This window comes from Myxococcus hansupus, assembly GCF_000280925.3.
GTDB lineage: Bacteria > Myxococcota > Myxococcia > Myxococcales > Myxococcaceae > Myxococcus > Myxococcus hansupus.
Genome location: NZ_CP012109.1, coordinates 6295893 through 6317325 on the forward strand (window position 1 = coordinate 6295893; position 21433 = coordinate 6317325).

The window sequence follows — 21433 nt, forward strand, 5'->3', positions numbered from 1 at the left end:
GAAGCGGATGGCTTCTTGCTGGAGTGGAGACGCTTTGCTAAGCATCCTGACGGTCGGTAGCGCCTCGTCTAACCTCGTGGATTCACTCCAGAAACATCGGAGCGTCGACGCGAGGCGGGGTGAGCGAACGCTGAGGAGCGCATACGCCCATGGGCACGCAACTGGTGATGTACGAAGAGGAGTTCACCAAGATCAACGCCGTTTGCGACCGGCTTACCAAGGACGCGAACGCGAAGGTGGTCTTCCTCGTCGACAAGAACGGGCAGCTCATCTCCTCCGCGGGTCAGACGCAGAACATCGACACGACGTCACTGGCCTCGCTGACGGCCGGTAACGTGGCGGCGATGGGTGGCCTGGCCAAGCTGATTGGGGAGAACGAGTTCCCCAACCAGTTCCACGAGGGGGCCAAGGACTCGCTGTACATGACCATCGTCGGCAGCCGGGTCGTGCTGGTCGTCATCTTCGACAACCGCACCAGCCTCGGCCTCGTCCGCCTTCGCATCAAGAAGGCCAGCGACGAGCTCACGAAGATCTTCGAGAGCCTGGTGAAGAAGACGGACAGTCCTGGAGCTGGGTCGCCCTTCGCCGAGATCTCCGACGACGATATCGACAACCTCTTCAGCGAGTAACCCGGGAAGCCATGTCCTTCATCAATTACTCATCCCGCGAAATCAACTGCAAGATTGTCTATTACGGGCCCGGGCTCTGCGGGAAGACGACCAACCTTCAGTACATCTACAACAAGACCGCCGCGGAGACGAAGGGCAAGCTCATCTCCCTCTCCACGGAGACGGACCGCACGCTCTTCTTCGACTTCCTGCCGCTGTCGCTCGGTGAGATTCGCGGCTTCAAGACGCGCTTCCACCTGTACACGGTGCCCGGTCAGGTCTTCTACGACGCCAGCCGCAAGCTCATCCTCAAGGGTGTGGACGGCGTGGTGTTCGTGGCCGACAGCCAGATCGAGCGCATGGAAGCGAACATGGAGTCGCTCGAGAACCTCCGCATCAACCTGGCGGAGCAGGGCTACGACCTGAACAAGATTCCGTACGTCATCCAGTACAACAAGCGCGACCTGCCCAACGCGGTGACGGTGGAGGAGATGCGCAAGGCGCTCAACCCCCGCAACATCCCGGAGTACCAGGCCGTGGCTCCCACCGGCGTGGGCGTGTTCGACACGCTCAAGGCCGTGGCCAAGCTCGTCCTCACGGAGCTCAAGAAGGGCGGTTGAAGCAAGCGCTCAGGCGGGCGACCTCGGTCCCCGCCCATGGCGTGGCAAGACGGCCCACGGGCAAGGGTGCTATGTCCTCCCTTGCCGTCAGGTCGGACCGTCTGCCCACTGAGGTCGTACAGTGCGTGTCGCCGCAACCCTCCCGCTCCTCGCCCTGCTGGGCGCCGCCTTCCATGGGCCGGCGCTCGCGCAGGAGCCCGCCGCACCCGCGGCTTCCTCCGCACAAACGGCCGCGACCGCGGACGAGGCGTTCAACACCCGCGTGAAGACGCTGGAGGAGAACGTCGTGGACCTGAAGGAGAAGGTCTACCGCTCCAAGGCGCGGCTGCTGCTGATGCAGGAGACGGTGCTCGGCGGGGACGTCTCCACCGGCTCGCGCGCCGTCATCGTCCACAAGAACGAGATGGGCGGCTCCTTCGAACTGGAGTCCGTGACGTACGCGCTCGACGGCGCGCCCATCTACACGCAGGTGGATGAAGAGGGCCTCACGGACCTGGGCAAGCGCGAGCGCTTCGAGGTCTTCAACGGCCGAATCGTCCCCGGGCAGCACCAGCTCGCCGTGCGCCTCGTCTACCGAGGCAATGGCTACGGCGTCTTCAGCTACCTGGAGGGCTACAAGTTCAAGGTGCAGTCCAGCTACACGTTCAACGCGGAGCCCGGCAAGACGTCCACCGTGCAGGTGGTGGGCTTCGAGCAAGGCGGCATCACCACCGACCTGAAGGACCGCCCCGCCGTGCGCTACGACGTCTCCACCGCACGCGCGTCGGGCAGCAAGGCTCCGCCCGCCGCGCCGCCTCCGGTCACCCGCACCACGCCTGGGCAGTAGAGGACCGCACGGTGACTGCTTCACTCCGTGCCCTCGCCCTCGCGGCGGCCCTGATGGGGCCCGCGGCCGTCGACGCCGCCGAGCCCGCCCCGGCGCAAGCGCCCGCCCCTCGCCCGACTTCGCGCGACCTCGCGCCGCGGCTCGACGCGGTGGAGAAGGGGCTGCGCGGCGCGGAGGAGACGCTCCACGGCGTGGAGACGCAGTACATCCAGCGCGCCGACCCCAGCGAAGCGGAAGCACACGCGCGGCGCTACTCCGACGGCGAAATCCATTACCAACTGGGTGACTGGCCCGCGGCGTCCATCCTCTTCTACGACCTGGTCAGCGACCCGCGCTTCCGCGCGCACCCGCGCTATCCGGACGCGCTGTTCTACCTGGCGGACTCTCTGCTCGAGCAGCGCAACTACATCGGCTCGCGCATGTACCTGCGCGAGCTGCTCGCCCTCCCCTCCTCCACCCGCCGCTACCGCGAGGCGCTGTCGCGCTACGTGACGGTGGCTGGACGCCTCAACCACTACGAGGGCATCGAGGCCTCCGTGGAGAAGGCCCGGACGCTTCACGGCGGACGGCTGCCTCCGGAGGTCGCGTACGTCCACGCGAAGTGGCTCTTCCGCCGCACGGACCTGTCTCCCTCCGAGCGCATCGCCCAGGCCCGCGCGGCCTTCATGCCGCTGGCGCAGGCCACTCAGGGTTCGTTCCGCTTCCAGGCCGCCTACCACCTGGGCGTCCTCTCCATGCAGGAAGGCGACCTGCCCGCGGCCATCGCGCGCTTCCAGAAGCTCGCCACGCCCCCCGCCGCGCAGGCGACGCAGGCCGCTCCCGGCAAGACAGGGCCCCGCCGCATCGCCCTGACGCCCGAGGAAGAAGCCAGGCACGTGCGCGAGCTGGCGCTCCTGTCGCTGGGGCGGCTGCTCTATGAGACGGGCCGCTTCGACGAAGCGCTGGACCGCTACGGACAGGTGCCCCGCGACAGCGAATCCTTCCCGGATTCACTCTACGAAGCCGCGTGGGTCCACGTGCGGCAGGGCCACTACCAGCAGGCGAAGAACGCGCTCGACATCCTGATGTTGGTGGCGCCCGGCTCGCAGCTCGCCGCCGAGGGCCGGCTCCTCCAGGGCAACCTGCTGCTGAAGCTTCGCCGCTACGACGAGGCGACCGACGCGTACACCCACGTCATCGACACCTTCCGCCCCGCGCGGGACCAGGTGGACACGCTGCTGGGTTCGAACCGCGACCCGGTGGCGTACTTCGACCGGCTGCTGGGGCGCACCGACGGCCCACCGGACCTGAACTCGCTGCTGCCGTCGCTGGTGCTGAAGTACGCCACCACGCAGCGCGAGGTCGCGGACGCGGTGCGGATGGTCGACGACATCGACAGCGGCCGGCGGGGACGGGACGAAGCGGCGGCCATCGCCCGGCGCATCCTGGAGGCCCTGGACACGCGGGCCCTGGAGTCCTTCCCGGAGCTGCAGGAGGCCAACCGGCGCGGGGACGCCGTCGACACCGCCATCACCCACGCGGACGCGGAGCTGGTGCGGGTGGAGACGCTCGCGTTGGACGGCGTGCTCACGCCCAGCGAACGGGCGCGGCTGAAGGCGCTCCGCGACGAGCGTGAGCCGCTGGAGCGGCGCTTCACCGCCCTGCCCACCACGCTGGAGGGGTGGGAAGCCCGGCGCGAGCGCATGCAGCGACGCGTGGACGAAGTGGACCGCGAGGCCCACCGGCTCACCTACGAACTCCAGTCGCTCCAGGCCATCGGCGCGTCCATCCGCCAGTGGGTGGATGACTCGCGACCGCAGCGGCAGACGCCTCCGGACGAGGAGCGCGAGTTCCTCCTGCAATTGCAGGCGGAGATTCAGACGCTCACGGACCTCCAGGCGGAGCTGGCCACCACGCGCGCGAAGCTGGTGGACGAGCGCAACGCCGTGGACACCACGCTGGCCGGAGAGCAGGCCATCCGCGTCAGCTACGCGGACTCCCTGCGGCGCGAACGCGCGGTGCTGCGCGAGGCGGAGTCCCGGGCGGACGCGGACGTCCTCGTCACGCTCCGGCGCGCCCAGGCGATGCGCCAGCGCATGGACGGCATGCACGGGCGCGTGACGAAGGCCCGGGCCGTGGTGCGCGAGCGGCTGGAGACGCAAGGCCGCGTCATCCGAGAGAAGGTCGTCGCCGAACAGAAGCTGCTCGAACGCTATGAAGCGGAGGTCGCCGCGGTGTCCGGTGACGCCCGCTTCCTGGTGGGCCGCATCGCCTACGACAGCATCCGCCGTGTGCGGCAGCAGTTCTACGAGCTGGAACTCAAGGCGGACGTGGGCGTGGTGGACGTGGCCTTCAACGAGAAGCAGGACAAGACGACGGACATCCAGACGCTGTCCACGCAGAAGGACGAAGCCCTGCGCGAGCTGGACGCCGATTTCCAGGACGTCCTGTCCGAGGTGAAGGAGTGATGCGCTCCCGCCTGCTCGCGGCCCTGCTCCTGCTGGGGGCCCCTGCCTCCGCCTCCGCCGAAGAGGCCCCGGCCGCGACGCCGCCCTCCCCCTATCTCCAGGGCATGGGGCGCACGGCCGAAGAGGAAGCGCTGTTCCAGGAGGTGAGCCGCGCGCTCGAGTTGTACGTGTCGGAAGCGCGCGAGTTCGACCGCGAAGTGCAGGAGCTGGTGGAGCGCCGCTACGAGCAGAAGCGCGGCGCGCTGGCGTCCTCGTACGAGAAGCGCATCAAGGATTTGGAGGCCCAGGAGCGCCGCAAACGCCTGGACGCCATCGCCCGGTTCGAGGCGTTCCTCCGCCGGTACCCCACCGAGCCGCGCTACTCGCCAGACGTCATGTTCCGGCTGGCGGAGCTGTATTACGAGCGCTCGTCGGATGACCACCTGCTCGCGATGCGCGACTACGCGGAGCGGCTGGAGGCGCACGACAAGAACCCGGACGCGGAGTTCCCCTCCGAGCCGCGCGTGGACTACGGGCCGTCCATCGCGCTGTACCGCAAGCTGCTGGCGACCTTCCCGGACTTCCGCCTCAACGACGGCGCCTGGTACCTGCTGGCCTACTGCCTGGAGAAGCAGGACCGGTACGAGGACAGCCTCGACGCGTACCAGCAGCTCCTCGCGCGCTACCCCCAGAGCCGCTTCGCCACCGAGTCGTGGGTGCGCATCGGCGAGTACTGGTTCGACAACTACGAGGACCGGCAGGCCCTCCCCAAGGCGGCCCATGCGTATGAATCCGCCACGCGCGACACCTCGCACCCGCTCTACGACAAGGCGCTCTACAAGCTGGGCTGGACGTACTACCGCATGGACCGCTTCGATCCGGCGGTGGCGTCCTTCCTGACGCTGGTGGACTTCTACGACGCCCAGCGCGCCGCGAAGGGTGACGAGACGGCCGGCGGAGACCTGCGCGAGGAGGCCCTCCAGTACGTGGCCATCTCCCTGGCGGACGAGGCCTGGGGCGGCCTGCCCCGGGCGGAGGCGCTCTTCGCCCAGCGCGGCCCCAAGCCCTACGAGGGCGAGGTGTACCAACGCCTGGGCAACGTCTACTTCGACCAGACGAAGCACGCGGCGGCCGTCGAGGCGTACCGGCGCGTGCTGCAGAAGGACCCGGACTCGCGGGACGCACCGCGGATTCAGCAGCGCATCGTCCAGGCCTACGAGCGGGACCGCATGCTGGCCGTGTCCTTCGCGGAGTCGGAGGCCCTGGCCAACCTCTACCGGCCCGGCAGCGACTGGTACGAGAAGAACAAGGGCGACTCGGAAGCCATCAACCGCGCCAACGTGCTGGCCGAGCGCAGCCTGTATGGCAGCGCCACGTACCACCATCAGCAGGCGCTGGTCTTCAAGCAGGAGGGCAAGTTCGAGCAGGCCCGGAGCGCCTTCGAGGTCGCCGCCCGCGCCTACGGCACCTACCTGGAGCGCTTCCCGCGGACGAAGAGCGCGGGCGACCTGCGCTTCTATTACGCGGAGTGCCTCTACAACGCCTTCCAGTTCACCGCCGCCGCGCGCGCCTACGCGCACGTGCGAGACTCCGACCCGTCCAACAAGCACCACGCCGACGCGACGCTCAACGCGGTGCTCGCGTGGCAGAAGCAGCTCGCCCAGGACGTCCAGGCGGGCACGGTGCCGGCGTCCAAGGCCCTGCGATCCACCGAGCGGCCCCAGGGCCAGGCCGTGACACGCCGGCCCTTCGCGCCCACCGAGCAGGAGCTCGTTTCGGCGGCGGACGCGTACCTGGCCCGGCTTCCCACCGGCGAGCGGGCGCCCAGCATCGCCTACCAGGCCGCGGAGCTGTACTACACGCACGATGACTTCCCGGAGGCTCGCAAGCGCTTCGAGGCCATCATCCAGGCCTACCCGAGCCACGAGGTGGCCCGCTACGCCACCAACCTCACCATCGAGACGTACCTCATCGACGAGGACTGGCGCAGCGTGGAGGCGGTCAGCGCGCGGCTGGCCAGCAACGACAAGGTCATCGACCCGAAGAGCGAGCTCCACCAGCAGTTGGTGCAGTTCAAGCTCGCCGGCCGCTTCAAGCTCGCCGACCAGCTCATGGCCCAGTCCCAGTACGAGGAAGCGGCGGCCAAGTACACCCAACTCGTGGACGAGGCCCCCCGCCACGAGTTCGCGGACAAGGCGCTCAACAACGCCGCGGTGGCGCACGAGAACACCCGCCGCTTCGACTCCGCGCTGAAGCTGTACGAGCGCATCTACAGCGAATACCCGGCCTCGCCGCTGGCGGGTGGCGCGCTGTTCCGCGTGGCGGTGAACGCGGAGAACTCCTACGACTTCGACAAGGCCGTCGTCAGCTACCAGAAGCTGGTGAAGGACTACCCCGCGTCCAAGGACCGGGAGGCGGCGCTCTTCAACGCCGCGCGCCTGTTGGAAGGTCAGCAGCGCTACCCCGAGGCCGCCGCGGCCTTCATGCGCTACACGGAGCTGTTCCCCAAGGCGGAGGACGCGCCCAAGAACCAGTACCGCGCCGCCATCATCTACGAGAAGCAGGGCAACCCACGCGGCGAGGTCCGCGCGCTCGAGGAGTTCGTGCGCAAGTTCGCCTCGCGGCCCGCGCAGGTGGAGCTGGTGGTGGACGCGCACCGGCGCATGGGCGACGCCCAGCAGAAGCTGGGCAGCGCGAACGAAGCCCAGCGCGCCTGGGAGCGCTCCGCCGCGGAGTTCGACCGGCGCAAGCTCCAGCCGGACACGCACCCGCTGGCCGCGGACGCCGCCGCGTACAGCCGCTTCCAACTGGCCGAAGCCGAGTTCCAGAAGTTCGACAAGCTGAAGATTGGCGGCCGGGGCAAGGCCCTGGAGAACAGCTTCGCCGCCAAGCGCAACGGCGTGAAGTCCGTCAACGCGGCCTACGCGCGCGTCTTCCCGTACAAGCAGTTGGAGTGGACGCTGGCCGCCCTGTACCGCCGGGGCTACGCGCTGGAGCGCTTCGCCAACACCATCATCGAAACGCCCGTCCCCGCCGAGGTGAAGCGGATGGGTGAGGAGGCGGTGGTCCTCTATCAGGACGCGCTGGTGCAGCAGACCACCTCGCTGGAGGAGGCGGCCGTGGAGAGCTACGCGGCGACGCTGGCCGAGGCGCGGAAGAATCGCCTCACCAACGAGTGGACGCGCCGCACGCTGGAGTCCCTCAATCGCTTCCGGCCCAAGGAGTACCCGGTGCTCAAGGAGCCCAAGCAGGCCTTCGCCTCGGACGCCACCTACCCCGATGGGCTCGTGGGCAGCCTCGCGGGGCCCGCGCGCGTGACGCCGCAAGAAGGCCCGCGCCTCTCCGGGGAGGGCACGAAGTGAGCCCTCGCCTTTCGTGCACCCGCGCGCTGACCACCGCGGTGCTGACCTCCGGCCTCTGGCTGTCCGCGTGTGCCACGACGGCCCCCCGGCCCGACGCCGCGAGCCCCGCCGCCACGGAGCCACCGGCCAGCGCCCCCGCCGCGGCGAAGCCCGACACGGCCGCGCCCGAGCCCGCCACCGCGCCCCCTGTCAATCCTCGGGGCACCGAGCAGGACTTCGCCCACGCGGTGGAGATTGCGCGCCGGGGTGAGCTGACCGCGGCCGAGGCGGCGCTGCGCACGCTCGTCGAACTGGATCCGAAGCTCGACTACGCGTGGACGAACCTGGGCATCGTCCAGGAGCGGCTGGGCAAGCCCGCCGAGGCCGAGCGCTCCTACCGCAAGGCCCTGGAGGCCGCCCCCGAGCAACAGTCCGCCTGGGACTGCCTGACGCGCCTGTATGGCCGCACGGGCCGCGCCGCGAAGCTGGAGGCGGAGCTGCGCGAGCGGCTGACGTCCCAGCCGGACTCGGTGACGCTGCGCACGGCACTGGCCATCACCCTGCTCCAGTCGAAGGACCCCGCCGCCGCCGCGGCAGAGGCCAAGCTGGCGCTCAAGGGCGACGAGCGGCACGTGCGCGCGATGCAGGTGCTGGCACAGGTCTACTACCGCGAGGGCAAACACGAGCTGGCGCGCATGGTGCTGGAGAACGCCCGCGCCATCGACGCGAAGGACGGGGCCACGCACAACGCGCTGGGGCTGGTGTACCTCGCGCTCGACGCGCGCCCCCAGGCGATGGAGGCCTTCAAGGAGGCCTCGCTGCTGCGGCCGGACTTCGCGGAGGCGCGCAACAACTTCGGCGCGCTGCTCAACGAGGCGCAGGACTACGCCGCCGCCGTCACGGAGCTGGAGGCCGCGGTGCGCGCCGCGCCGGACTTCGCCTCCGCCCGCCTCAACCTGGGCAATGCCTACCGGGGCACGGGCGACTTCGCGCGGGCCCGCGCCGAGTACGAGCAGGTCCTCCTGCTGCGGCCCACGGCGGCGGACGCCTACTTCAACCTGGCCATCCTCTACCTCGACGTGGAGCCGCCGGGGATGGAGACGCTGAAGCGGTACAAGACGGCGCTCTCCCACTTCGACAACTACCAGGCGCGTGGGGGCCGCGACGACCGCATCGCCCAGTACGTGAAGGACGCGCGCAAGCTCATCGACCGCGAGGAGCGGCGGCTGGAGCGCGAACAGAAGGACCAGCTCCGCAAGGCCGCGGAGGAGCAGAAAGCCGCCGCGGCGACGCCGCCCGAGGGAACATCGCCCGCCCCCGAGGTGTCCAAGCCTGCGCCGGACACGCGCATCGCGACGCCTGACGCCTCACCTTCCACCACCTCCGCCCCGGCGGCGCCTCCCAGCGACGCGCCGGATGCCCCGGTGCCCGCCGGCTCGGATAGACTCACCACGGACTCACAGTAGACCCGCCATGCGCCCCACCCTCGCCCTCATCGTGCTGCTCACCGCCGCGCCCGTGCTCGCGCAGGACGCCAAGCGTTCCGCCACGGCCAGCAGCAACGCTCCGTCGAAGAAGGCCCCGCGCAAGGTCATCCGCCTGGAGGCCCTCACCGTGGAAGGCCGCATCCAGAAGCCCCAGGCCATGTACATCCTCCAGCGCTCCAACCTGAGCTTCGACGACCTCAACCGCACCGAGAGCTTCCTGCCCAAGGTCGAGAAGAGCGTGGAACAGGAACCCTTCTAGTCCCATGGCCGCCACCTCGCAGAACAAGCTGCTCCGCGTCGGCGTCATCCAGAACGGCCGCATCGTCGAGGAGCACCACGTCCGCCGCGAAGCGGTCACCATCGGTCACGACGCGAAGAACACCATCGTCCTGCCCGTGGCCGAAGGCCGGCCCGCGCGCTTCGCGCTGCTGGAGAACCAGAACCAGCAGTTCCAGCTCGTCATCGCCCCGGACATGCAGGGCCGCGTCAACCTGGGCTCGTCCGACGTGGACTTCGACTCGCTGCGCACGCAGGGCCTGACCACCCGCCGCGGCGACCTGCACGTGCTGCCGCTCCAGGAGACGGCGCGCGGCAAGGTGGAGCTGGGTGACGCCACCCTCTTCTTCCAGTTCGTCACGCCGCCGCCCGAAGAGGCGAAGCCGGTGCTGCCCGCCGACGTCATGGTCAGCCGGTGGAAGACGATGGACCGCGTCTTCTTCGGCATCCTCGCCGCCTCGCTGCTGGTCCACTTCTCCGGTGCCGCGCTCATCATCTCCTCGGAGACGCCGCAGGTGGCCGAGCTGGAGCTGGACGAGTTGGATGACCGCTTCGTGCGCGCCATCATCCCCCAGCGTCCGGTGGAAGCGCCCAAGCCCGTGGAGGCGGGCCCGGCCCCCAAGGCGGACACGCCGGAGGCCGCGCCCAAGGAAGATGCCCCCTCCGAGCCCAAGGCCTCGGGCGACGCCGTGCAGCAGCGCCGCGCGGAGGTGGTGAAGAAGGTCTCCAACACGGGCCTGCTCAAGATTCTCGGCTCCAACCGCGGCGGCGGCCAGGGCGCGTTCGCGGACGTGCTGGGAAGCGCCAGTGGCGCGGGTGACATCGCCGAGGCCCTGGCCGGCGCGGGCGGCGTGGGCGTGGCCCGCGAGGCCTCCGTGGGCACTCCCGGAGGTCCTCGCGGCGGTGGCACCGGCACGGTGACGGACATCGGCGCCATTGGCACCCAGGGCGCCGGCAAGGTGGACCTGGGCGACAAGAAGGAGACGGTGGTGAAGGGCCGCGTCCAGGACGCCTCGCCCGAAATCGAGAGCGCGGACGTGGACCGGGACGCGCTCGCCCGTTACGTGCGCGCGCGCAAGGCCGCCATCCAGAGCTGCTACGAGAAGGAGCTCAAGCGGAACCCCAACCTCAAGGGCAAGGTGGTGGTGCGCTTCACCATCAAGACGTCCGGCCGCGCGGGGGACATCGAAATCGAGGAGAACACCCTGGGCAGCGAGGCGGTGGGAAGCTGCATCCGCACCACCATCCGCAGTTGGGTGTTCCCCTTCAAACCCGACGACGAGACCGCTGTTTCCTACCCCTTCGTCTTCGCGCCGGCAGGCTAGGCTCCCGCCCCGGAGCACCCATCCCGGGCCCCGGGGGGACTATGGAGAAGCTGTCCGTCATCGCCTCGTCGCCGCTCTTCGAGATGCTCTCCACCGCGGAGCTGCACCGCCTCGCGGAGCTCGCGCGGGCGCGGAACTTCGCGGCGGGCGAGGTCATCTTCGAGGAAGGTGATTTGGGCGACAGCCTCTTCGTCGTCGTGCACGGTCAGGTGGAGGTCGCGCGCCGTCAGCCCGGCGGCGGCATGCACTCGCTCGCGGTGTTGTCACCGCCCGAGTTCTTCGGAGAGATGGGCCTCATCGACAAGGACTTCCGCTCCGCCACGGTCCACGCGAAGACGGACGTGGACCTGCTCCAGCTCAGCGCACAGGACCTCCGCGACTTCCGGAGCACGCATGGAGATGGTTTCACCTTCATCGTGGTGAATATCGCCAGGAGCCTGTCTGCCCGGCTGCGCGAAGCCAACGTCCGACTCGCTTCGAAGGCGTGATTAACCAGTCATGACCACTTTCATCGCCCTCGTGTTGGTTTGACACCCCCCACCCCTGCCTCTACGCTCTGCGGCATCGTGAGCCGCATGCGCAACGTCGGAATGCTCGCCATCCTGGCCGCCGGCATGGCGACGGCACAAAGCCCGTCCCCCGCCGCGCCCCCCGCCCGTCCCGCCGCCACCGCGGCGCTGGAGAAGGCCAGCGACGTACCGGACTCGGTGAAGCTCACGCGCAGCACGCAGGCCCTGGGCGGCATGCGTGAGGTGCTCCGCGCCGTCATCGGCAAGGTCGAGGAGGCCCGGCGCACCAAGGACGTGGTGAAGCTCAACTGCGCCAACGAAAAGCTCACGCAAATCAAGGGCCTGCTGCGCATCTCCGAGCAGGCGGACGTGTCTCTTCAAGAGGCCGTCTCTCGCCAGGAGCCCTCGTCCAGCGAGCACGAATTCACCAAGGTGCTGATCGCCCAGCAGAAGGTGTCGCAGTTGCGCTCCGAAGCCGAGGAGTGCATCGGCCAGCTCGCGTTCCGCACCGATGAGAACCTCTTCGTGGAGGTGGAAGAGCCCACCAACCTCCCCGGCGGAGACCCCAGCCGTCCCATTTCTCCCGACATCGTCCTGGTGCGCCCCCCGCCCGCCAGCCCCGTCCGGTAGCACCGTCGCTCCACAACGAAACGTTCGGTCCGGCCCGACTCGCATGTTATGACGCCGCCGGCCGTCAGCACGAAAGGTGGGAGGACCTGCGCCTCACGCCTGGGAAGCCCCACTGAGCCATGAAGCAGCGCGCGACATTCTGGGGTGGACTGGGTGCGCTGGCGCTGCTTGCCCTTGGCGGCACGGCCCAGGCCCAGGGCATCTCCGCGCCGCCGACGGGGGGCAACGGCTTCAAGGTGGGCAGCGGGCGGCTGCACCCCTTCTTCGACCTGGAGACGCGGCTGGACAGTGGCGTGGGCTACTTCACGCCCCCCAACCTGCCCGAGCCCGACATGACGCCCGTCTCCGCCAACCTGGCGAGCGACGTGGCGCTGCGTTTCCGCCCCGGCTTCCGCCTGGAGATTCCGTCCTCCAAGCTGGAGTTCAACCTCGGCGCCAACCTGGACTACGTGATGTACACGGGCCTGGTGACGAAGAGCGCCACCACGGCCTCGCGGATGGAGGGCGCGGCGAACCTCAACGCGCGCTTCAATCCGGACGCGCCGTTGTCGGTGGAGGTGTCGAACCAGTTCGCCCGCTCGGACCGCACGCGCACCGCGGCGGTGGGCGTGGGCGTGCTCAGCCTCTTCAACGAGGCCCGCGTGCGCACGCCGTGGCGGCCCGGTGGCGGCGCCCTGGAGCTGATTCCCAGCGCGGCCTACGCGGTGGAGTTCTTCCAGCCGCTGAGCACCGTGAGCCCCATCGGCTGCAACGAAAGCGTGTGCGCCCCATCCGAGGTCGAGCGCTTCGACTACGGCAACCTGCGCGTGGGCGCCGAGGGCCGCTGGCGCTTCCTGCCGAAGACGGCGTTCGTGCTCGACACGAACCTGGACGTCCGCAGCTACTTCAATGACGTCACGCCCAGCGCCTCGCTGCTGCGCGCCATGGGCGGCGTGGCGGGGCTCGTCTCGCCCAAGGTGGCCGTCGTGGCCAAGGCGGGCTGGGGACAGAATCTCGCCAGCACGGGCGGCGGCACCTTCCTGGGACAGTTGGAGGGCACCTACCTCTATAGCCCCACGCTGACCTTCAAGGCCGGCTACCTGCGGATGATTGAGCCCGTGGCCGCCTACAACCTGTTCGTCGACAACCGGGGCTACGGTGAAGTGCGCGCCCTCTTCGGCGGCAAGCTGACGGTGGCGGCGCTCGTGGCGGTGGACTTCCTGCGCTTCGACGGTGGCCGCAACGACACCCTCTACAGTGTGAATCTGGGCCCGGAGTATCAGTTCTACCCGTGGCTGACGGGCGCGGCCGGCTACATGCTCGGCAGCCGCTCCTCCTCCGTGAGTGGCGGCGGCCTCAACTTCACGCGGCACGAGGGGTTCGCCCGCCTCTCCGTGACGTACTGACGGAGGCCCCCATCCGCGTGGAGCTGAAGCGCTTCCTCACCGTCCTGTCCCTCGCCGCGCTGCCCGCGTGCTTCGGGACGTCGCAGCGTCCGCCGCCGCCCGCGCCCACACCCGCCGCGGAGACCGCCACGCCGGCCCGTCCCGGCGGAACCTTGGGCCCCGGTGACGTGGTGGAGGTGCGCGTCTTCCAGGAGCCCGAGCACTCCGGCACCTGGCGCGTCTCCGGTGAAGGCACCATCGACTATCCGCTGTGCGGCAAGGTGCCGCTGTCGGGGACGACGCCCAGTTCGGCCGCGGACCTGCTGCGCGACTGCCTGGCGCGCTACGTGCGCCGCCCGCAGGTGTCGGTGCTCATCCGCGAGTACAACTCCCAGAAGGTGTTCGTCTTCGGCGAGGTGCAGAAGCCCGGCACCTTCCCCGTGGACAACGAGATGTCCATCGTCCAGGCGATCACCCTCGCGGGCGGCTTCACCAAGCTGGCGGCGAAGAACAACACGCTGGTGACGCGCGTGGTGGACGGGCAGGAGCGCAAGATTCGCGTGCCCGTGGAGGACATCGGCGTGGGGCGGGAGAAGAACTTCATGCTCCAGCCCGGCGACATCGTCTTCGTGCCGGAGAGCTTCTTCTAACCCGCGCCTCAGCCGCGCGGAGGACTCTCGCGCAGGCCGTCCACGAAACGCTTCGCCTCGGCCAGCAGCGACGGGGCCAGCGCGGGGGCGGACGCAATCACGTCACCGCGCCGCACGTCGAACGGCGCGCCGGAGATGTGGCGGATGACGCCGCCCGCCTCCTCCACCAGCAGCGAGCCCGCGGCGATGTCCCAGGGCTTCAGTCCGAACTCGAAGAAGCCGTCGAAGCGGCCCGCGGCCACGTAGGCCAGGTCCATGGCGGCGCTGCCCGTGCGGCGCATGCCCTGCGCGTGGAGGATGAGCCGGCTGAAGAGGCCCACGGGCCCCTCGGGCCGCTCGCGCACGTCGTAGGGGAAGCCCGTGCACAGGAGCGCGCGGTCCAGCGTGGACACGGTGCTGGCGCGCAGCGGACGGCCGTTGAGGGTGGCGCCCTGCCCTCGCGCGGCGGAGAACAGCTCGTCCAGCATCGGGTCGTACACGACGCCGGCCAGCACGCCGCCGGGGCCTTCCACCGCCACGCTGACGCAGAAGTGCGGCACGCGGTGCGAGTAGTTGGTGGTGCCGTCCAAGGGGTCCACCAGCCAGCGCAGGCTGTCCGAGCCCTGCGTGGCGCCGCTCTCCTCCGCGAGGATGGCGTGGTCCGGGTGGCGCTCACGGATGAAGGCCAGCAGGGCCTCCTCAGAGGCCTTGTCCGCGTCCGTCACCAGGTCGATGCCGCCCTTGAACTCGATGGTGCGCTCGCCCAGGAAGCGGTCCGCGAGGATGCGGCCGGCCAGCCGGGCGCCTTCCTCGGCGGTGCGGCGCAGGCTGGCGGGGGACTCCTGGGACATGTCGCGCTCCTCTAGGGGCTGGGCTCGGCGAGCAACGCCTCGAGCTCCGTCTGGTACTTCGCGAGGAACTCCTCCGCGAAGCCCTCGTGGACGTGGCGGACGCGGCCCTTGCGGTCGATGAAATACGTCGTGGGCATGCCCCGCACCTTCAGCGTGCGCTCGGCCACCTGGGCGTTCTGGTCCACCAGGATGGGCAGCGTCACCTTCGTCTCCTCCAGGAAGGTGGGGATGGCGCGCGCGTCTTCATCGATGTTGAGCGCGTACACCTTCAGGCCCTGGGCCGCGTACTCGTTGGCCAGGTCCTGGTAGTAGGGCAGCGCGTCCTTGCAGGGCTCACACCACGTAGCCCACACGTCGAGCACCACCACGCTGCCCCGGTCCGAGGCGATGTCGTAGGACTCACCGCCCGGGTACCGCTTCACCTGGAACTGCAGCGGCTGCCCCGACTTGAGGCCGCTGCGCTGGCTCGCGGCCGCGTCGGGCGGCGGGATGTCCCGACGGGCGCAGCCGGTCAGCGCGAGCACGCCTGCCAGAACGGTGAACGCATGGCGCTGCATCTCAGGCCCCCTTCCCAGCCCGGGCCGTCAGGGCCGCGAGCAGCTTGTCGATGAATCCCCCGAAGGCCCCGTTGCTCATCACCAGCAGCACGTCACCGGGACGGGCCTCCTGGGCGGCCAGGTCCACCAGCGTCTGCACGTCCGTGGCGCCCTCGGCGGGGATGCCCTGGGCCTGGAGGTCCGTGACGAGCTTGCGCACGTCCAGCTCCTCGCCCACGGGCACCTTGTCGTGGCGCTCGGGCACCTTGAGGCTCGCGCGGGCCGCGCCGGTGAAGGCGTGGGCGTAGTCCTCCTGGTGGATGTTGCGGCGGCTGGTGTTGGAGCGCGGCTCGAAGATGGCCCACAGGCGCCGCTGCGGGTAGCGGTGGTGGATGGCCGCGATGGTCTCCCGCACCGCCGTCGGGTGGTGCGCGAAGTCGTCAATCACCATGACGCCGTCGGGCTCTCCGCGAATCTCCTGCCGGCGCTTCACGCCGCTGAAGCTGGCCAGGCCCTGGGCGATTTCGTCGAACGAGAGCCCCAGGCCCCGCGCGGCGGCGATGACGGCCAGCGCGTTCTCCACGTTGTGCGCGCCGCCCATGGGGAGCCGCACCGTGCCCAGCGACTCGCCGTGGGCCACGACGTCGAAGCGCGCGCCCTCGGGGCCGAAGGACAGGTTGCGCGGCGTGTAGTCCGCGTCCGCGCCCTCCTTCGCGATGTACGTCACCACGCGACCCTTGCAGCCCTCGCGGGACAGCTTCACCGCGTTGGGGTAGGCGGCGCAGACGACGAGCTGTCCGTCCTCGGGGATGAGGCGCACGAACTTCTCGAAGGTCGCCTCGTAGTGCGGCAAGTCGCGGAAGATGTCCGCGTGGTCGAACTCCACGCTGGTGAGGATGGCGGTGCGCGGCCGGTAGTGGAGGAACTTGGAGCCCTTGTCCCAGTACGCGGTGTCGTACTCGTCGCCTTCGACGACGAAGTGCGCGCCCTTCCCCACGCGGTAGTTGCCCGCGTAGTTCTGCGTGACGCCGCCCACGAGGAAGGACGGGTCCTTGCCCGCCGCCACCAGCACGTGGGCCATGAGCGAGGACGTCGTGGTCTTCCCGTGCGTGCCGGCCACGACGACGGAGTGCGAGCGGTCCAGGAAGAGCGAGCCCAGTGCCGCGGGGAAGCTCATCTGCTTGAGCCCTCGCTCGCGCACGGCGGTGGCCTCGGGATTCACGCGGCGGATGACGTTGCCGATGATGACGAGGTCCGGCTTCGCCGCGTCCAGGTTCTCCGGGCGGTACGGCGTGGAGGCGGGGATGCCCCACGTCCGGAGCATGTCGCTCATGGGCGGGTAGACATTCTCATCGCTGCCGGTGACGTCGTAGCCGGCGGCCTTGAGCATGCCGGCGAAGGAGCCCATGCCCGTGCCGGCCACGCCCACCAGGTGGATGCGCCGCACGCTGCCGGGTTCGAGGGTGTCGAGGACGTTTCCGTTGTCGTCAGCCATGATGTCCCTGCTTGAGTTCGGTGAGCCCGAGCGCCTCCACGACGAAGTCATGGAAGAGGGGGCGGAAATCCCGGATGCGCGTTTCCTGGCGGCCGTTGGCCACGCGGTTGGTCACCAGCGCCACCACCAGCGAGCGGCGCAGGTCCACCCAGAGGCTGGTGCCGGTGAAGCCCAGGTGCCCCACCGCGCCCGGCGGCGTGTCACCGATGTAATGGCCGGCGCTGGACACGCCCTCGGAGGGTGAGTCGAAGCCCATGGAGCGCGTGCTGCCCTGGAGCAGCGGGTCGGTGGCGAGCGCGCGATGCCACAACGGCCCCGGCGCGAGCACGCCCGACCCCGAGCAGCCGTCCAGCACCGCCTGGCCGAAGCGCGCCACGTCCACGGCGGTGCCGAAGAGGCCCGCGTGCCCCGCGACGCCGTCCATCACCCAGGCGTTGTCGTCATCGACCTCGCCCAGGCGCGTGGGCTGGACGGGCACATCCTTCCACAGGCCCTCCTGCCCCGGAGCCGGCTCGCGCGGACGGGTGGCGCCGGTGGGCGCGGGCGCGGCGTCGGCGGGGAAGTCGGTGAGGCGGTGGAACCGGGCACCGAGGCCCAGGGGCTCGGCGACGTGCTGGGAGAACAGCGTGTCCAGCGGAGCGCCCGCGGCCCGCGAGAGGATTTCGCCCAGGAGGATGAAGCCCACGTCGCTGTAGGCGGCACGCGTCTTGGGCTCGGCGGCGAGCGGCGTGCTGGCGGCGGCCTGGATGACCTCGTCGCGGACGCGGGCGCGCAGGGCGGAGGGACAGTCCGCGTTGAGCAACTCCGGGTGCGCGGTGAGCGCCTTCGCGAAGAAGGGCACGAAGGGGGGCAGACCGGAGCGGTGGTAGAGCAGGTCCGCCACGGTGACGCCGGCGTCGCCCACGGGCGTGCCCGGGAAGTAGCGGGACACCAGCGTCTCGGGGCCCACCTTCCCTTCCGTCCAGAGACGGAGGAAGAGCGAAGTGGTGCTGAGGACCTTGGTGAGCGAGGCGAGGTCGAAGCGCGTGTCGCCGGAGACGTTGCCCGCGACGCCGCCGAACACCTGGACGCCCCGGTGCAGGACGACGGCCTGGGCCGAGGGGAAGACGCCGATGCCACAGGCGTCATCGAGGACCTTCTGCAGAATCGCGATGGGGTGCGTACCGCCACTCATGCGAGCACGGCTCCTTCGAGGAACGTGAGGCGCGCGGCGTCCGCGTCCAGGCGGACCTGCGTGCCGAGCGCCACGGGGTAGTTGATGTCACCGTGGCCAATGGGAAAGCCCGCGGCGCAAGGGAGGCCCGCCTCGCGAGCGAGCTCTCGGAGCACATCGGCGCAGGAGTAGTCAGCGCCCTTCTCCTCGCAGCCGGTGAAGTCGCCCAGGACGATACCGCGCACGCGAGAGAACACGCCCGCCAGGCGCAGGTGGGTCCACATGCGGTCGATGCGGTACGGGCGTTCGGTGACGTCCTCCAGCAGGAGCACGGCGCCGTCGAGCGGCGGCATGTACGAGGTGCCGATGAGGCGGGACAGCACGGACAGGTTGCCGCCGACGAGGTGGCCCTCGGCCATGCCCGGCACATAGGTGGCCGAGCCCGTCAGCGGCGGCGGCGGCTCCGGCGACTCGAGGAGCCGGAACAGGTACTCGCGGACCTCGGAAGGCTGCCGGCCGAGCTGGGTGAGGACGGGCCCGTGAAACGAGACGCGCCCCAGCGCCTGAAGCGCTCCGTGAACGGAGGTGAGGTCGGAGAAGCCGACGAAGGCCGCGTGCGAGGCATCCGCGAAGGGAAGGTCCGGAAGGAGCCGGGCGCTGCCATAGCCTCCGCGAGCACTGAAGATGGCGCGAACATCCCGGTCCAGCAGCGCGCGCGACAGCTCCCCGCCCCGGCGCGCGTCATCCCCCGCGAGGTAGCGGTGCGAGGCGAAGATGTCGGGGGCGTGGATGGGGCGGTAGCGCTCGGCGATGACGGCCAGCCCGACTTCGAAGGTCGGACGGTCGAAGGGCCCTGCGGGAGCGACGACATGCACGGCGTCGCGAGGACGGAGCGGGAGGGGCTTGAGCCAGCGCACGGTGCGCTTCATAGCACCCAGGGCCCGAGGGGCACGGTGATTCGAGACCCGGGCGGGCGAAGCGTTGAGTTCCCCCGTCCGTCGGAACACGAACACTGCGACCGCCCGTCGCCCCCGCCCCTACCCTGCCGAGCGCTCCAGGACGGCCGCGAAGAAGGCGTCCGTGCCATGCCGGTGGGGCGCGACGAAGAGGAACCCGTCTCGGAGACACGCGTCCGGGAGCCACCCCGCCCCGGGCCGCACGAGGCGGAAGTCCGGGTTGGACGCCAGGAACTCCGCGACGACGTCCTCGTTCTCCAAGCGGTTGACGGTGCAGGTGGCGTAGACGAGCCGCCCGCCGGGACGCACCAGCCGGGCCCCGCGCTGGAGAATCTCCTGCTGCAGCGCCGGGAACCGGGTGAGCACCTCAGGCTGGATGCGGAAGCGCTGGTCGGGCCCCCGGCGAAGGGAGCCCAGCTCCGAGCAAGGCGCGTCCACGAGGACCCGGTCCGCGGAGAGCCCCTCGGGAAGGCTCCGGAGCACCTGGACCCGGGTGAGGTGCGCCCGGGCGGAGCGCTGGAGGAGCCGGTCGAGCCGCTCGGCATCCGGGTCATAGGCCAGGAGCCGTCCCGAGTCCTTCATGTCCGCGCCGAGCTGGAGCGTCTTCCCCCCGGCCCCGGCACAGAGGTCCAGCACGGTCTCCCCGGGCTGGGCGCCCACGACGAGCCCCAGGAGCTGGCTGCCCTCGTCCTGGACCTCGAGCAGGCCCTCCTGAAGCGACCGGAGGCCATAGAGGTTGGGCCGAGGCCCCTCGATATGGAGCGCCAGCGGGCTCCAGGGCCCCAGGCGGGTCTCCACGCCCTCGGAGCGAAGCCGCTCGGCCAGCGCCTCCCGGGAGATGCGGAGGACGTTGGTCCGCAGGGTGATGGGGCCCGGGACGTTCAGGTGGGCACAGAAGTCGTCGGCCTCGGGGCCGAACTCCCGGGCGAAGTGGTCGGCGAGCCAGTCCGGCAGGGAGGCCCGGAGCGCGAGCGTGGGGGGCGCTTCCGACACCAGCGAAGGCGGAGTCTCCTCCCCCAGTCCGGCCAGAGCGGCGGCCTCCGGGGCCTGAACGCCCGCTAGGCCATGAAGCAGGGCATGGAGCAGGAAGGGAGGCGCGGCGTCCTCCCGACCGAGGAGGAACCCAAGGCGGCGGCGCCAGAGCCCGACGTTGAAGACGGCCTCCTTGAGGGCCTGGCGCTGCTCGCGAGTCAGGGAGCGATGGTCACGCAGAGTGCGGTCGAGCACGCGCTCAGCGGCGGACCCGGCGAGCACCTGGGCAATGGAATCGGCCGCCACGGGGCCCAGTCCGGAGAGTGCGGACCAGGGCTGGAGGTGGAGCCGGGAGAATGGATCAAAAGGGACTGTTGACAGAGCGGGCACCATTCTCTAGAAAGCGCCTCATCACGGCAACGCGGTTCCGCCGGGACGACATATTCCCCGATAGCTCAGCCGGTAGAGCGGGTGACTGTTAATCACTAGGTCCGTGGTTCGAGTCCACGTCGGGGAGCTACTTGAAGGGCCCTACCAACTGGTAGGGCCCTTTTTGTTTAACAAGGGCCTCGCGATGATATCGCGGGGCCTTCGTGCTAAGCCGCTGAATCCCAAGGGATTCTGGCTCGCGGTGCTGAAGAGGGCGCTCTCGGCTCTCCACCCCGCAGAGCAAGATGACCCCTCTCCTCCGCCGCCAACCGGGCTCTCCGGACCGCTCTTTCACCCGTTTTGGGGAGAGAGAGACCAAGAGCGGTTAACAAGTGCTGTTAACTTTTGGGGAGGCGGTTAACAACATTTCCCTGGATATCCACTCTTTCCTCTTTGAGGTTTCTGAGAGGGCGCCTCTCTCTGGTTTTTGGTTGCGTCTTTCACCTGCTTTGCTGGTCTCTGAGGGGGTGGCACAAAGTCGGCGGGAGCCTTCCCCCCAGTACTCAAAGTGAAGGTACGTTCGGAAGCCTCGGATCAGTCGCCTCCACTGACAATCTCGAACGGGCTCCCCAACCAGCATGGAGGCGAGCAGCCAAGCACTGGCGTGGTCCTCGAAGAGGAAGCCGCCGCCACCCGTGTTCCTCAGCGGAGCGACGCTACTGGCCACGGGCACCTCCCTTGGTCGGACGCGAGGTTCCCCTCTGATCCTCGAGTTCGTGCCACCCCGGTACGTACGCACTCATGAGTGCCTTGAAGAGGCGACCGTGAGTCGGTACGCGCAGGTGTAGCAACTCATGGGCGATGACAAAGTCCTGGAAGCGCGGGTCCTGGTCGACGAGATCGCTCGCCAGCGTGACGGTGCCTGAGGACGAACACGAGCCCCACTTCCGCCGCATGTTCTGCACGCGGATGGTCCTAGGGTTCACGCGCAGCTTCACCGCCCAAGCCAAGGCTCGGCGTCGAAGTTCCTGCGTGGGATAGAGGGAACTCTTCATCATCA

General features: G+C 69.6%; 19 protein-coding genes and 1 tRNA gene. 13 read left to right on the forward strand and 7 right to left on the reverse strand.

The genetic code is table 11. The annotated features are described in order from the left end of the window. Window positions 1–149 precede the first annotated feature (149 nt). From mglB to A176_RS24540, 12 genes are all read left to right on the forward strand, one after another. Window positions 150–629 carry a gliding-motility regulator GTPase-activating protein MglB gene (gene mglB, locus A176_RS24485; RefSeq protein WP_002637270.1) on the forward strand — a complete coding sequence of 160 codons (480 nt, stop codon included), beginning with the start codon at window positions 150–152 and terminating at the stop codon, window positions 627–629. 11 nt (window positions 630–640) lie between these two features. Further along, window positions 641–1228 (forward strand): gliding-motility regulator Ras-like GTPase MglA, encoded by a 588-nt coding sequence (mglA, locus tag A176_RS24490; protein WP_002637269.1) that lies wholly within the window; start codon window positions 641–643, stop codon window positions 1226–1228. Window positions 1229–1349: 121 nt separating this feature from the next. Beyond that, the gene (locus A176_RS24495) at window positions 1350–2054 is read left to right on the forward strand and encodes a hypothetical protein (RefSeq protein WP_002637268.1); all 705 of its coding nucleotides are present in this window, start codon (window positions 1350–1352) and stop codon (window positions 2052–2054) included. Between the two features lie 11 nt (window positions 2055–2065). Next, window positions 2066–4501, forward strand: coding sequence for a coiled-coil domain-containing protein (locus A176_RS24500; protein ID WP_002637267.1), 2436 nt, complete (start codon window positions 2066–2068; stop codon window positions 4499–4501). Beyond that, a complete protein-coding gene (locus A176_RS24505; RefSeq protein ID WP_193409877.1) occupies window positions 4501–7842 on the forward strand; it encodes a tetratricopeptide repeat protein in 3342 nt (1113 codons plus the stop codon). The genes A176_RS24500 and A176_RS24505 overlap by 1 nt, the downstream gene beginning before the upstream one ends. Then, window positions 7839–9287, forward strand: a complete 1449-nt coding sequence (locus tag A176_RS24510; RefSeq protein ID WP_002637265.1) for a tetratricopeptide repeat protein — start codon at window positions 7839–7841, stop codon at window positions 9285–9287. The genes A176_RS24505 and A176_RS24510 overlap by 4 nt, the downstream gene beginning before the upstream one ends. Before the next feature lie 7 nt (window positions 9288–9294). Beyond that, a complete protein-coding gene (locus A176_RS24515; RefSeq protein WP_002637264.1) occupies window positions 9295–9567 on the forward strand; it encodes a hypothetical protein in 273 nt (90 codons plus the stop codon). Window positions 9568–9571: 4 nt separating this feature from the next. Beyond that, window positions 9572–10909, forward strand: a complete 1338-nt coding sequence (locus tag A176_RS24520; RefSeq protein WP_002637263.1) for an AgmX/PglI C-terminal domain-containing protein — start codon at window positions 9572–9574, stop codon at window positions 10907–10909. Window positions 10910–10950: 41 nt separating this feature from the next. Continuing rightward, the gene (locus A176_RS24525) at window positions 10951–11397 is read left to right on the forward strand and encodes a cyclic nucleotide-binding domain-containing protein (RefSeq protein ID WP_002637262.1); all 447 of its coding nucleotides are present in this window, start codon (window positions 10951–10953) and stop codon (window positions 11395–11397) included. A gap of 87 nt (window positions 11398–11484) precedes the next feature. After that, window positions 11485–12048 (forward strand): hypothetical protein, encoded by a 564-nt coding sequence (locus tag A176_RS24530; protein ID WP_002637261.1) that lies wholly within the window; start codon window positions 11485–11487, stop codon window positions 12046–12048. Window positions 12049–12167: 119 nt separating this feature from the next. Then, window positions 12168–13433, forward strand: coding sequence for a hypothetical protein (locus A176_RS24535; protein WP_002637260.1), 1266 nt, complete (start codon window positions 12168–12170; stop codon window positions 13431–13433). Between the two features lie 17 nt (window positions 13434–13450). Further along, window positions 13451–14062: a polysaccharide biosynthesis/export family protein gene (locus A176_RS24540; protein WP_002637259.1), complete on the forward strand. Its 612-nt coding sequence runs from the start codon at window positions 13451–13453 to the stop codon at window positions 14060–14062. An 8-nt stretch (window positions 14063–14070) separates the two neighbouring features. On the opposite strand, the gene A176_RS24545 is transcribed toward A176_RS24540, so the two are convergent. From A176_RS24545 to A176_RS24570, 6 genes are all read right to left on the reverse strand, one after another. Further along, a complete protein-coding gene (locus A176_RS24545; RefSeq protein WP_002637258.1) occupies window positions 14071–14892 on the reverse strand; it encodes an inositol monophosphatase family protein in 822 nt (273 codons plus the stop codon). 11 nt (window positions 14893–14903) lie between these two features. Further along, window positions 14904–15449, reverse strand: coding sequence for a TlpA family protein disulfide reductase (locus tag A176_RS24550; RefSeq protein WP_002637257.1), 546 nt, complete (start codon window positions 15447–15449; stop codon window positions 14904–14906). A 1-nt stretch (window position 15450) separates the two neighbouring features. Further along, entirely contained in the window at window positions 15451–16923 is a 1473-nt protein-coding gene (gene mpl / locus A176_RS24555) for a UDP-N-acetylmuramate:L-alanyl-gamma-D-glutamyl-meso-diaminopimelate ligase (protein ID WP_002637256.1), read from the reverse strand. Next, on the reverse strand, window positions 16916–18097 hold the full coding sequence (locus A176_RS24560) for a serine hydrolase domain-containing protein (protein WP_002637255.1): 1182 nt from the start codon (window positions 18095–18097) through the stop codon (window positions 16916–16918). Before A176_RS24560 ends, mpl begins: the two co-directional genes overlap by 8 nt. Beyond that, window positions 18094–19005: a S66 peptidase family protein gene (locus tag A176_RS24565; protein WP_002637254.1), complete on the reverse strand. Its 912-nt coding sequence runs from the start codon at window positions 19003–19005 to the stop codon at window positions 18094–18096. The genes A176_RS24560 and A176_RS24565 overlap by 4 nt, the downstream gene beginning before the upstream one ends. A gap of 108 nt (window positions 19006–19113) precedes the next feature. After that, on the reverse strand, window positions 19114–20310 hold the full coding sequence (locus tag A176_RS24570; RefSeq protein ID WP_002637253.1) for an RsmB/NOP family class I SAM-dependent RNA methyltransferase: 1197 nt from the start codon (window positions 20308–20310) through the stop codon (window positions 19114–19116). Between the two features lie 138 nt (window positions 20311–20448). Here A176_RS24570 and A176_RS24575 point away from each other — a divergent pair. Continuing rightward, window positions 20449–20521 (forward strand) — tRNA-Asn (locus A176_RS24575). A gap of 568 nt (window positions 20522–21089) precedes the next feature. On the opposite strand, the gene A176_RS24580 is transcribed toward A176_RS24575, so the two are convergent. Beyond that, on the reverse strand, window positions 21090–21431 hold the full coding sequence (locus A176_RS24580) for a YgjP-like metallopeptidase domain-containing protein (RefSeq protein ID WP_002637252.1): 342 nt from the start codon (window positions 21429–21431) through the stop codon (window positions 21090–21092). Window positions 21432–21433: the final 2 nt, after the last annotated feature.